Here is a 12784-nt window from a genome sequence, read left to right as displayed (position 1 = left end):
GGCCGGCCTGCTGACCACCGCGACCGCGGCGACCGTCGCCTCCGCGACGCTCGTCGGCCTCGCGCTCGCCTGGTCGCTGAGCAGCGTCGCGCTGTGCGCGCTCCTGGCGCTCTACCGCGGCTTCCCCGCCGCCGACGAGGGCGTCCGGCGGACCGTCCGCGCCTTCGTCATCGGTGACGGAGCGCTCTGGGCCGCCGTCACCGTCGCCGTCCTGACCTGGGGCGACCTGAACCTCCGCGCGCTCGCCACCGCGGGCCTCCCGGACCCCGCCGACCCGACGACCATCACGATCGTCGCGCTGCTGCTCGTCGTCGCGGCGATGGCCCGCTCCGCCCAGGTACCCCTGCAGAGCTGGCTCCCCGCCACGATCGCCGCGCCCACGCCCGTCTCGGCGCTCCTGCACGCGGGCATGATCAACGGCGGCGGGGTGCTCCTCGTCCGCACGAGCCCGATCTTCGGCGCCTCGACCGCCGCGACCCACCTCGCCTTCGCGGTCGGGGCCACCACGGCGATCTACGGCACCGCCCTGATGCTCGCCAAGCCCGACGTCAAGGGCGCGCTGGCCCACTCCACGATGGGCCAGATGGGGTTCATGGTCATGACCTGCGGGCTCGGGGCCTTCGGCGCCGCGATCTTCCACCTCGTCGCGCACGGTCTGTACAAGTCCACGCTCTTCCTCGGCTCGGGCGGCGCGATGCGACGGCACGCGCGCCATCTGAAGGCGCCGCCGCGTCCGGCCCTCGCCGGGGCCCCCCAGCTCCGCGCGATCGCCCTGGCCGCCGCCCTGCCTGCCGGCGCCATCGTGCTCGGCGATGCCCTCCTGCCGGCCGAGCCCCTGCACGGTCACGGCGGCACGGCCCTGCTGATCTTCGCCTGGGCCACCGGCGCCGCCCTCACCTGGGGATGGCTGCGGCGCACGCCCTCGCTGCTCGGGACCCTGGCGCTGGTGCCGGCACTCGGGATCGCCACCCTGGCCTACCTGGGTGCCCTGCGGACGGCGACCGGGTTCCTCGACCCCTCGCTGGTCGCTGCGGGGACGGACACCGTCAGCGCCTGGGCCTTGCTGCCGGTCCTCGCCATCGGCGGCGCGCTCAGCCTGATCAGGGCGCCGCGGTTCGAGCGTCACACCCGGCGCGCGCACGAGCAGCTCTACGTCTGGGCGCTCGGAGCGGGCCACCTCGGTCGCCGGCCTACCCGTCGGCGCACACCCCCCCGGCAGGCAGCGGCCTGGCCGGGCATCCTCATCCCCCGGTCCGAAGGAGGCCACTCATGACCCTCGTTGCCGACCGCAGCGCCGAGCGGGCCCTGCTCCGGGCCGACGTCTCGCTCGCCGCGAAGGTGCTCGCGCCGAACTGGCCGTTGGGCACTTTCATCGCCGTCAACCCGTTGGGGGGCCTGGAGGACAAGCCCTTCGGCGACGCCATCGAGACGGCCGCTGGCGCGCTGGGCGCTCGCGGCACGCTCGACCTGACGACCTACCGCGAGGCGCACGCGGCGGGACGGATCACGAGTGCCGACCTCCTCGGCGTGCTGGCACGTCGGCACCCGCAGGCGCTGTCAGCCCCGGCCGTCGGCCTCGCGGGGAGGAGCGTCCCGGCCCGTGAGCTCCTGCTGGCGGACCTGCTCGAGGGCCCCGTCAGCGGTCCGCCGGCCCGCGGGGTCCGGACGCTGTCCGAGCAGGTCGACCCGCAGATCGCCGACGTCATCGACGCCCAGACGACCAAGTGGTGCGCGGCGTTCCTGGACGCCGGCCAGGCCGGTTGGTCGATGCCGATGCGCGACCGCGGCTTCTACGCCGCGTGGCGTGCGCTCGCGCCGCAGGACCGGACCGTCCCGGCCACGGTGCGCGGCACCCTGCGCACCCTCCCGAGCCGGGCCGACGACGCGGTCCTCGAAGCCCTCAGCGTGCTGGAGGTCGCCGATGAGCATCGCGCCGAGTACCTCCGCGCCCATCTGACCCGGCTTCCCGGCTGGTCCTCCCACGTCCGCTGGCACGCCGACCAGGGCGAGGACATCACGCTCGTCGACCTCCTGGCGCTGCGTCTGAGCTACGAGCGGGCGCTGCTCGACACCCCCGTCGCGGCGACGGCCGACCCGCAACCGCTCGCCGACCGTCACCCGACCACGCAGGCCCGCGCCCGGGCGGCCATCGCGACCTTCGACACCGCGCAGCCCAAGGACGCCGAGGTACACGCCGTCGCGCAGGTGCTCGACCTGCTGCCCGCGCGTGACCGCGAGCTGATGTGGCAGGAGGCCTACGAGGGCCACTACCGCGACCGGCTGCTAGGGGCGCTCACGCGGCCCCTCCCGGAGCGTTCGGAAGCGCGCCCCGCCGCGCAGCTCGTGTGCTGCATCGACGCGCGGTCCGAGGGCCTGCGCCGCCAGCTCGAGCGTCTCGGTGACTACGACACACTCGGCTTCGCGGGGTTCTTCGCGGTGGCGATCCGCTACCACGACCTCGCAGGAGGCCGCCCGAGCGCGCTGTGCCCGGTGCTGCTGTCACCGCGCAACGAGGTGCACGAGGTGCCGGCTCCGGGTGACGAGGCCCGCGCCGACCGGCAGCTCGCGGGCCAACGCGCGCTGAGCGGGGTCGAGGACGGGTTCCACGCCGCCAAGGACGACCTGATCAGCCCGTTCGCGCTGGCCGAGGCCGCCGGCTGGGCCAGCGGCCCGCTGGCCGCCGCCAAGACGATGGCCGCCGGACCCTACGGAGCGCTGCGCGACAGGCTGCACCGCCGTGCCGCTCCGCCCGCGCCGACCGTCGTCGTGCCGCAGGAGTCGTTCGGAGCGCAGGAGCGCGCGCTCGTCGCCGAGGCGACGCTCACGATGATGGGGCTGACCAAGGACTTCGGTCGGGTCGTCGTGCTCTGCGGGCACGGCAGCACGACCGAGAACAACCCCTACGAGTCCGCGCTCGCCTGCGGGGCCTGCGGCGGCAACGCGGGCGGACCGAACGCCCGAACCGCTGCGGCGATCCTCAACGGTGACGACGTCCGCGAGCATCTCGCCGCGAAGGGCATCGCGATCCCGCAGGACACCTGGTTCGTCGCCGCCGAGCACGACACCGCATCCGATCGCGTGACGCTGCTCGATCGCCACCTGGTGCCGGAGTCCCACCACGACGACGTCGCGCACCTCGAGGCGGACCTCCGGGAGGCGGGGCGCCGGCTCAGCGCCGAGCGGTCGCAGACCTTGCCGGGCGCTCCGAGCGGCGCGACGCCGGGTCGCGCCGCCCGGCACGTGCGCACGCGCGGAACCGACTGGGCCCAGGTCTTCCCCGAGTGGGGGCTGGCCGGGAACGCCGCGTTCATCGTCGGGCCACGGGCGATGACCCGCGGCCTGGACCTCGGCCGGCGGTGCTTCCTGCACTCCTACGAGGCCGACGTCGACCCGGAGGGGAGCGCCCTGGAGACGATCCTGACCGCGCCCCTCGTGGTCGCGCAGTGGATCTCCTGCCAGTACTACTTCTCGACCGTCGACCCGGTCGTCCACGGAGCCGGGAGCAAGACGATCCACAACGTCGTCGGCGGCATCGGCGTGCTCGCCGGGCACGACGGCGACCTGAAGCTGGGCCTGCCCTGGCAGTCCGTCGCGGACGGGACGCGGCTGGTCCACGAGCCGATGCGCCTGCTGGCCGCGGTCCAGGCGCCGCTCGAGCGGATCGACGAGATCGTCGCGCGCAACACCATCCTGCAGCACCTGTTCGGCAACGACTGGGTGGCGCTCGCCGCCCGCGAGCACCCCACCGACCCCTGGCTGCGCCACACCCCGCGGGGATGGCAGCCCTGGACACGAGAGGACCAGGCCTAACCATGGACCACGACGGATTGACGAAGATGACGAAGATCGAGGTGGTCGTCGGCGGCACCGAGGTGCCGGCCGTCCGCGAGCTCATCCAGACCTCGGGGGCCAGCGGCTTCACGAGCGTCTCGGGGGTCTCCGGGCTCGGCCACGGCGGCTACCACCAGGGCAACCTCCTGTTCAACGAGCGCGACACGCTCGCGCTGCTGATCACGGTGGTACCCGACGATCGCGCGGCGGGGCTGCTCGCGGGGCTGCGCCCGCTGCTCGAGCAGGCCTCGGGAGTGATGTTCGTCTCGGACACCTACGTGAGCCGGCCGGAGTACTTCCGATGAGCGCGCAGAGCCTCGCCTCGCGCCCGGGGACCGCGACGCGTCCCATCGGCCCCACCGTCGGCATGGTCGGCGGTGGCCAGCTCGCCCGCATGACGCACCAGGCGGCGATCGCCCTCGGCGTGGAGCTGGCCGTCCTCACCGAGGACCCGCTGGCCCCGGCCGTCGGCGCCGGTGCCCGGTGCGTCCAGGGCGCCGCCACGGAGCTCGACAGCCTGATGGCGCTCGCGGCGGGGAGCGACGTGGTGACGTTCGACCACGAGCGGGTTCCCACGGCCCACCTGACCGCCCTCCAGCAGGCGGGCGTGCGCGTGGTGCCCGATCCGGCCGCCAAGCTGCTCGCCCAGGACAAGCTGCACGCACGACGGACCTTCGCGGCCCTGGGACTCCCGGTCCCGGACTTCGAGCTGGCCCGCACCGTCGCGGAGGTCACCGCGTTCGCGACCGTGCACGGCTGGCCCCTGATCGCCAAGGCCCCGCGCGGTGGCTACGACGGTCGCGGGGTCTTCACCGTCGCGGACGCCGAGGAGGCCCGGGCGGTGCTGGCGGACCACCCGGGTGGTGTGCTCGTCGAGCCACGGCTCGACATCACGTGCGAGCTCGCCGTGCTCGTCGCCCGCTCGACGACGGGGGAGACCGCCGTGTACCCGGTCGTCGAGACGATCCAGGAGGACGCGATGTGCCGCGAGATCATCGCCCCGGCCAGGGTCGACGAGGACCTCGCCGCCGCCGCGAGGGAGCTCGCGCTCGTGTTGGTCGAGGGCGTCGACGCGACGGGCCTCGTCGCCGTGGAGCTCTTCGTGACCGCCGACGGCCTGATGGTCAACGAGGTCGCGCTGCGCCCCCACAACTCCGGCCACTACACGATCGAGGGCTGCGCGACGTCGCAGTTCGAGCAGCACCTTCGCGCGGTGCTCGGCTGGCCGCTGGGTCCGACCACGCTCTGCGCACCCGCCGTGGTGACCGTCAACGTGGTCGGCCCGGACGACGGCAGCGACCCTGCGCGGCGGCTCGGCTTCGCGCTCGGCGTGCCGGGGGCGCACGTCCACCTCTACGGCAAGACCGCCGTCCCCGGGCGCAAGCTCGGACACGTGACGGTGTGCGGGCGCGACCACGACTCGGCACGCAGCGCAGCTCGCGGCGCCGTCGAACTGCTGACCGGAGAGCGGTCGTGAGCGGGCCGCTGGTCGCGATCGTGATGGGCAGCGACTCGGATCTCGAGACGATGCGCCCCGCCTCCGAGGCCCTGGTCGAGCTGGGCGTGCCGCACGAGCTGCGTGTCGTGTCCGCCCACCGCACCCCGCACGACATGCTCGACTACGCGGACGAGGCGGCCGGTCGCGGACTGCAGGTCATCATCGCCGGCGCCGGTGGCGCCGCCCACCTGCCCGGCATGCTGGCGGCGGCGACCCCGCTCCCCGTCATCGGCGTGCCGGTGCCGCTGCGTCACCTGGACGGCCTCGACTCGCTGCTGTCCATCGTGCAGATGCCCGCGGGCATCCCGGTCGCCACGGTCGCGGTGGGCGGCGCCCGCAACGCCGGGCTGCTCGCCGCCCGCATGCTCGCCCTGTCGGACCCGGCGCTGCGCGCCGCGGTCGTGCAGGCCCAGGCGGATCTCGCCGACACCGCGCGTGCCAAGGACGCTCGCGTCCGCTTCGTCCACTCCCCCGAACCAGGAACCCCATGCTCATCGACCAGCGCCTGATCATCACCGGCATCGTCACCACGGACTCGATCGCGTACGCGGTGGCGCAGCGCGCGCAGCGCATGGGCGCCGAGGTCCTGCTCACCACCCGTCCGGCGGACCGGGTCCTGACCGAGACCGCCGCCGCCCAACTGCCGCGCGCAGCGGCGATCGTCGACCTCGACGTCAACGACCAGGAGGACCTCGAGGCGCTGCGGGACCACGTCGGCCGGGAGCTCGGGGGTCTCGACGGGATCCTGCACGCGGTCGCGTTCGCGCCCCGCGATGCCTTGGCGGGCGACTTCCTCGCCGCCGATCCGGACGGGGTCAACCTCGCCTTCCAGACCAGCGCGTTCTCGTACGCGTCGCTGGGACGGATCCTCGCGGAGCTCGCACCCGATCGTGGCGGCGCGCTGGTCGGACTGGACTTCGACGCCGGCGGCGGCGCGTGGCCCGTCTACAACTGGATGGGCGTCTGCAAGGCGGCCCTCCAGTCCGTGAACCGCTACCTCGCACGCGACCTCGGCCCGCGCCGCATCCGCGCCAATCTGGTGGCGGCGGGACCGCTGCTCACCCGCGCGGCCGGGGGCATCCCGGACTTCGAGAAGCTGCTGGACGCCTGGGAGACGGGCGCGCCGATGCAGTGGGACGCCCGCGATCCCGGTCCGGTCGCGGACGCGGTGTGCTTCCTGCTGTCGGATCACGCCCGTGCCATCACGGGCGAGATCCTGCACGTCGACGGCGGCTATCACGCCATGGCCGGGGCGCTGCGACCGGCGTCGGTCGCAGCGGAGCCCGTCATGCCGTGATCGGTGTCAGTCGCGCTTGCCGCGGCCGTAGAGGAACTTCAGGGCGCGACCGAGGAGCTTCGTGTTGCGGCCCTTGTAGGGGTACATGTAGAGCTCCTTCTTCATCGCGAAGCGGGTGACGACGATCGCCTGCTGCTGGCAGTACTTGCGGATGCCGCCCGCCCCGTGGCGCGTGCCGAGGCCCGATGCCTTGGCACCGCCCATGGGCAACTCGAGCGCGGTGTAGTTGACCAGCGAGTCGTTGATGCACACCGCTCCCGACTCGAGGCGGCGTCCGACCGCCTCGGCCCGGTCGACGTCCTTGCCGTACACCGACGCACCCAGCCCGTAGGGCGAGTCGTTGGCGAGGCGGATGGCCTCCTCGGCGTCGGCCACCTTCATGATGGGAAGGGTCGGACCGAAGGTCTCCTCGGTCATGCACTCCATCGTGTGGTCGACGTCCACCAGCACGGTCGGCTCGAACCAGTAGCCGCCGCCCTTGCCGCGGTGGCCGCCGACGAGGACCTTGGCGCCCTTGGCCTTCGCGTCCTCGACGTGACGCTCGACGATGTCCACCTGCGGCGGGAAGGTCATCGAGCCGACGTCCGCCGTACCCATGTCACCGGCGCCCTGGCGCAGCGCCTTGGCCTTCTCGGTGACCTTCGCGACGAACTCGTCGTAGACCGGCTCCTCGACGTAGACGCGCTCGACCGAGATGCAGGTCTGCCCGCCGTTGAACATCCCCCAGTACACGGCGCTGTTGGCGGCGCGCTCGAGGTCGGCGTCGGAGAGCACGATCAGCGGGTCCTTGCCGCCGAGCTCCAGAGAGACCGGGGTGAGCGTCTCGGCCGCCTTGGCCATGACCTTCTTCCCGGTGGCCGTCGAGCCGGTGAACATGATCATGTCGACCTGGTCGGTCAGGGCGGCACCGGTGCCACCGCGACCGGTCGCGACCTGGAAGACGTGCTCGGGCACGCCGCACTCCTTGAGGCCCTCGAGCAGCTTGAGGCTCGTGAGCGGCGTGATCTCCGACGGCTTGAGGATGACCGCGTTGCCGGCTGCGAGGGCCGGGATGCAGTCGCCGAAGGAGTTCGTCAGCGGGTAGTTCCACGGGCCGATCACGCCGATCAGGCCGAGCGGCTTGTACCGCATCATCAGCTTCTTGCCGGCGACCAGGACGTTCGCGGACTTCACCCGCTCGTCGGCCAGGTACTTCGGCGCGTTGTCGGCCCAGAACCCGAACGCCGAGGCGCCGTAGGAGATCTCCGCCAGCTGCGCGTCCTCGTAGGTCTTGCCGGTCTCCGAACGGATGACGGCGATGATCTCGTCGCTGTTGTCCAGGACCCACTTCTGCATCCGCTTGAGGACGCGTCCGCGTCCCTCGAAGCCCAGGGCCTCCCAGGCGGGCTGCGCAGCCCGCGCCTTGCGGGCCATCTCCGCGACCTCGGCGGCGCTCACGTCGGGGACATGGGCGATGACCTCGCCCGTGGCCGGATTCTCTACCGGGATCTGGTCTGCGGCGACCGCCGCCGTTCCGTTCCCGTTCCCGCTGGTCTCGACGACCTGGTCCTCGACGCTCGCCATGTCCAACCCTCTCCGAATTTGACGTTCGACAACGTGTCAACCCTAACGGTAGCGGGTCTTGGCCGGGCGGCCCGAAAGCGTCGTCAGCGCTTCGCGCCACCGCGCCGCTCGGCGGTCGCCGCACACGTCCGGTAGGTGCGCTTGCCAACGAGCGTGCGGCCCGCCCGGGTCCGCGCCCGGATCGTCACCGCGTACACCCCCTTGCGCAACGTCCGCAGGTCGACCGTCCCCACGAACCGGCCCGCGACGCGCCGCATCCGCACCGTCCTGCCCTGCACCGTCAGCGCCACCGAGGCCAACGGCACCCCGCGCGGCTCACGGACCCGGATGGAGAACCGCCGGCGGCTCTCGCAGCGACGCGGCGACGGCAGCCCGAGCGCGGTCGCGACCACCGACGCAGGCGCGCTCACGAGCTGCATCTCGGCCGCCGATGCGAGCGGCACGCCGCCCTGAGCGGCCACCGGCGGCTCGGACGCGGGCGGCGCGGGCTTTGGTTCGGGTCCTGGATTCGCAGGCCCCGCAGCCGCGGGCGACACCGGTGCCGGTGCCGGCTCGTCATCGTCCGCGATCGTCACCGTCGCCCGATCACGAAGCAGCACCGCGTTGGGCGCCACACCCGGCGACGCGTCAGCAACGTCGTTCAGCCGCACCGTGAACGTCTCGTCCGGTTCGTCCACGCTGTCCCGCACCACCGCGATCCCGACCTTCACGCTCGACGCGCCCGCCGGGACCTCCACCACTCGATCCACGGCCTCGAAGTCCGCCGGCGACACCGCCGTCCCCGACTCCGTCGAGACCCTCACCCGAACCGCATCCGGATGCCGCTGATCCAACGACACCGTCACGTCCACCACACCCGGCGAATCGCCGGTCCCCTCCACCACGCGCGCGTCCGCCACCGACACACCGGTGTTCGCGCTGTACACCTCTGCACTCGCAAGCGAGTTCCATCGCGGTTCTCCGCAAGCGCAATCCCCGATACCCCCGGCCACGAGGACCCTTCCGTCGTCGAGCAACGTCGCGCTGTGTCGGGTTCGAGCAACTCCGAGGCTGCCGGTGGGTGTGAACGTGCCCTTGGCGACCACGAACTCCTCTGCGCCGGTCATCCAGGCCGGGCCGCCGGCGGTCCCCCCACCGGAGATGAGGACCCTGCCGCCCCTCAGCGGCGTCGCGGCGTGACCGCTCCGGGCGGCTGTGAGCCCACCCACGGGTCTGAACCCGGCCAGGGCGGGATCGAACACCTCGGCGCTCGCGAGGCTGACGCCGGACGCACCGGTACCACCTACGACGAGCACGCTGCCGTCGCTCAGCAGCGTCGCCGTATGCGCCTCGCGGGCCACGGTGAGACTGCCCGTCGGCGTGAACGTGCCCGCGGCCGGATCGAACAGCTCCGCACTCGCCAGCCGCTCGCCGGCTGCGTCGCTCCCACCGACGACGAGCACCCTGCCGTCCGCCAGCAGCGTTGCTGTGTGCCGGCTGCGAGGGGTCATGAGACTCCCGGTGAAGCCGAACGTGCCGGCGACCGGGTCGAACACCTCCGCGGTTTCCGAGCCCCCACCGGCCAGGAGCACCCGTCCGCTGTTCAGCAGCGTCGACGTGTGGCCCTCCCGGCGCGTGCCGAGGTCGCCGGTCGGGACGAACGCGCCTGCGTCAGGGTCGAACAGCTCTGCTCTCAACGTGCCCCCACCAGCCACGAGCACCTCTGCGGTCTGCAACCGCGTCGCGGTGTGCCCACGACGGCCCGCACCGAGGTCGCCGGTTCTCGTGAACCCGCCGGTGCTCGGATCGAAGAGCTCGGCACGCCGATGCACGAACACGATCCCGAGCGTGTTCTGTCCCCCGCTGGACCGGGTTCCACCGGTGACCAGGACCTGACCGTTCTGGAGCAGCGTCGCGGTGTGACCGTCGCTCGCACTGACGAGGCCGCCGGTGTCGGCGAAGCCGCCTCCGGCTGCGTGGGCCGATGCCACGAAGGCTCCGGCGACCAGCAGCGCAGCGCCGCACGCGACGGACCCCGCTCTCTGTCGCACAGAACACATGTGGCTGGTCCACGACCAGCCACCACCAGACCGAGTCACCACACCGTCCCCCTGAGACAAGCGGCACGGTCCCCGACCAGCGCCACGACGATCACCGCTCCGACGCACCGCCTCCCCCCGCGGCGAGCGGAATCGTACGCGGTACTCCGAAAATCTGTCAACCGGCCCCTGGCGGCGACCCTCAGGGCGCGACCCCTCCCGCGACCCGAGCCACCCACGGGGCGGCTCGAACCACGGCGGCCGTCGCGACTAGCTCAGCGTGACGGTGGTGATGCCCAGCGGCTCCACCGGGCGGTCGCGCGGATCGGTCTCGGCGCCTTCGATGGCGTCGACGACGTCCATCCCGGAGGTGACCTGGCCGAACACCGTGTGCTTGCCGTCGAGCCACGGCGCGGCGTCGGTGGTGACGATGAAGAACTGCGAGCCGTTGGTGTTGGGACCTGCGTTGGCCATCGCCAGCGCGCCGCGAACGACCTTGTGGTCGTTGAACTCGTCCTCGAACGTGTAGCCCGGACCGCCGGTACCGGTGCCCTGGGGGCAGCCGCCCTGGATCATGAAGTCCTTGATGACGCGGTGGAAGATCAGCCCGTCGTAGAAGCCCTCTCCGGCGAGCTTCTTGAAGTTCTCGACGGTCTTCGGGGCGTCGGCGTCGAACAGCTCGAAGACGATCTCGCCCTCGGTCGTGTTCATGGTGGCGGTGGACATCACGGTGCCTCTCGGTCGTGGGGATCGGGGGCGCCCGCAGGGGGCGCGCAGCTCCCGAACCTAGCGGAAGAGGCTCAGCTCGTTGATCCGGACGAGCGGGCTCTTGACCGGCGGGGTCGTCATCCACAGCACGAGCCAGCGCGTCTTGCGCTCGCCGTTCAGGGAGATGCGGTCCTTGTCGTCGCCGGGGATGTTCCCGTCCTTCTTGCCCTGGTCGACCTTCGAGCGGTCGGCGAAGTGCTCCCAGCGGGCATCGAGGATGTCCGGCGGCAGCTTCGAGGACGACGCGCCGTAGATCTCCACGCGGTAGCCGGGCGTGTCGGTCACCAGCTCGACGCCGCGCACCGCGGTCGTCTTCTCGAGGTCGATCACGATGCCGACGCCCATCGGCTTGCCGTCGTCGGGGGTCCCGATGCGGAACGTGGTGTCGCGACTGCCGTCGTAGGCATCGGCCGGGTCGCCCTTGACGGAGACGCGCGTGTACGGGTCGTAGATCGAGACCGCATCGGCGCCGAGCGTGATGTCCACGGGCGACTTCGTGGTGGACGACGTGTCGTCCTCCTCCTTGGCGTCGCCCTTGCCGCCGCTTCCACCGGACGTGCCGGGCGAGCTGCCGCCTGACGAGGGGGTCACCGGGGTGACGGGCGGGCTCGGGACGATCGGCGAGCTCGGGGTGATGGGGACCGAGGGCGCGGCGGAAGCACTGGGCGGGGTCGGCACCTTCGGCAGATCCGTGGGCGCGACGGCGCCCGGCGCGACCGGTGTCGCCGCACCCGGTGCGGCAGAGGCCGGCGGCAGCGCGGGCGGTGCCTGCGGGACGGGTGCAGCATCGGCCTGGGCGACGCTGCTGCCCGCCTCGATCTTCGAGTCCTCGCTCAACGCCGCGTAGCTGGCGGCGACGGCGCCGCCCACGAGCGCGAGGGTGAGCACGACGACCGCGGCCATCGGCCGCCACCCGGCCCGCGAGCCCAGACGGCCCGGCGCGGCGGTACCGCACTCCAGGCACCAGTCCTGCTCGGGCTCCATGGTGGCGTTGCAGGTGTCGCAGAGGCGGGCCGTCGCCTCGGGCGACGGCTCACGGAGGTTCGGGTCGGACGACCCCGGGCCCTGCGGCGGAATCTCGGCGGAAGCCGTCGGCTCGGCGACGACCTCACGTTCTGCGAGGACGGGCTGCACACCACTAGGGTCGCACATCCCGCCCGCGTGGGGCAACGCACACCTGGCGGGTGCCCCCGGACCGCGAACCGTCCGGGACGGGGTCCGTCAGGCGGCGCGCTGCACGCGGACCGTGGTGCGGCGCAATTCGGAGCCGTCGACCTCCTCCAGCACCCGGTCCACCTCGGCGCCGGGCACCTTGAAGAGGGTGAACCGCTGGAGCACCTTGACGTCCTGCACGACCTCGCCATCGAGGCCCGTGAGCTTCGTCACGTGCCGCACCACGTCGCGGACCTCGACGCCGTCCTGGGTCCCGATCCCGGCGAGCAGCGTCACCGGCGGCTGGTCGCCGTGCTCGGTGAGCTTCGGCTTGGTGTGGCGGCGCGGCTTCTCGTCGACCTTCACCGGCGTGGGCTCCGAGGCCGCGCCGGGCTCCCACGGCTTGATCTTCGTGCCGATGTGCGCCTCGATCGCGGACATCTCGCCGGCCTGGCGCGCCTCGACGAAGGTCACCGCGCGACCGCTGCGTCCGACGCGACCCGTGCGGCCGATGCGGTGCACGTACACGTCGGGGGACGTCGGCACGTCGAAGTTGATGACGTGGGTCACGGTGGAGATGTCGAGTCCGCGCGAGGCGACGTCGGTCGCGACCAGGATCGGGACCCGTCCCCCCTTGAAGCCGAGCATGACGCCGTC

At 72.6% G+C, this 12784-nt stretch carries 11 protein-coding genes; 6 read left to right on the top strand and 5 right to left on the bottom strand.

What is annotated here, in order from left to right; genetic code table 11:
* The 6 genes from ABYE80_RS09280 to fabI form a co-directional block, all read left to right on the top strand.
* Positions 1-1273: proton-conducting transporter membrane subunit (locus ABYE80_RS09280; RefSeq protein WP_372789994.1), on the top strand; the 1273-nt coding region annotated here is incomplete at its 5' end.
* Positions 1270-3810, top strand: coding sequence for a DUF2309 domain-containing protein (locus tag ABYE80_RS09275; RefSeq protein ID WP_372789993.1), 2541 nt, complete (start codon positions 1270-1272; stop codon positions 3808-3810). The genes ABYE80_RS09280 and ABYE80_RS09275, both read left to right, overlap by 4 nt.
* Before the next feature lie 2 nt (positions 3811-3812).
* Positions 3813-4136 (top strand): P-II family nitrogen regulator, encoded by a 324-nt coding sequence (locus ABYE80_RS09270; protein ID WP_372789992.1) that lies wholly within the window; start codon positions 3813-3815, stop codon positions 4134-4136.
* Positions 4133-5308 (top strand): 5-(carboxyamino)imidazole ribonucleotide synthase, encoded by a 1176-nt coding sequence (locus tag ABYE80_RS09265; protein ID WP_372789991.1) that lies wholly within the window; start codon positions 4133-4135, stop codon positions 5306-5308. Before ABYE80_RS09270 ends, ABYE80_RS09265 begins: the two co-directional genes overlap by 4 nt.
* 23 nt (positions 5309-5331) lie before the next feature.
* Positions 5332-5838, top strand: coding sequence for a 5-(carboxyamino)imidazole ribonucleotide mutase (gene purE / locus ABYE80_RS09260; protein ID WP_372789996.1), 507 nt, complete (start codon positions 5332-5334; stop codon positions 5836-5838).
* Entirely contained in the window at positions 5817-6626 is an 810-nt protein-coding gene (gene fabI, locus ABYE80_RS09255) for an enoyl-ACP reductase FabI (protein ID WP_372789990.1), read from the top strand. Before purE ends, fabI begins: the two co-directional genes overlap by 22 nt.
* 6 nt (positions 6627-6632) lie before the next feature.
* Here the strand turns inward: fabI and ABYE80_RS09250 are convergent, their stop codons facing one another.
* The 5 genes from ABYE80_RS09250 to ABYE80_RS09230 form a co-directional block, all read right to left on the bottom strand.
* On the bottom strand, positions 6633-8189 hold the full coding sequence (locus ABYE80_RS09250) for an aldehyde dehydrogenase family protein (RefSeq protein WP_372789989.1): 1557 nt from the start codon (positions 8187-8189) through the stop codon (positions 6633-6635).
* An 83-nt stretch (positions 8190-8272) separates the two neighbouring features.
* Complete coding sequence (locus ABYE80_RS09245) at positions 8273-10159, bottom strand: kelch repeat-containing protein (protein ID WP_372789988.1); 1887 nt, start codon at positions 10157-10159, stop codon at positions 8273-8275.
* Positions 10160-10477: 318 nt separating this feature from the next.
* A complete protein-coding gene (locus ABYE80_RS09240; protein WP_372789987.1) occupies positions 10478-10936 on the bottom strand; it encodes a peptidylprolyl isomerase in 459 nt (152 codons plus the stop codon).
* A gap of 57 nt (positions 10937-10993) precedes the next feature.
* On the bottom strand, positions 10994-12109 hold the full coding sequence (locus ABYE80_RS09235) for a hypothetical protein (protein WP_372789986.1): 1116 nt from the start codon (positions 12107-12109) through the stop codon (positions 10994-10996).
* Between the two features lie 87 nt (positions 12110-12196).
* Positions 12197-12784 (bottom strand): helicase-related protein (locus ABYE80_RS09230; RefSeq protein WP_372789985.1); only part of this gene is annotated, 588 nt, incomplete at its 5' end.

It is taken from the genome of Paraconexibacter sp. (genome assembly GCF_041602235.1).
In the GTDB taxonomy this organism is placed as follows: domain Bacteria; phylum Actinomycetota; class Thermoleophilia; order Solirubrobacterales; family Solirubrobacteraceae; genus Paraconexibacter.
Note: the sequence above shows the minus strand (reverse complement) of the source record. Positions and strands in the feature narration are given on the sequence as shown.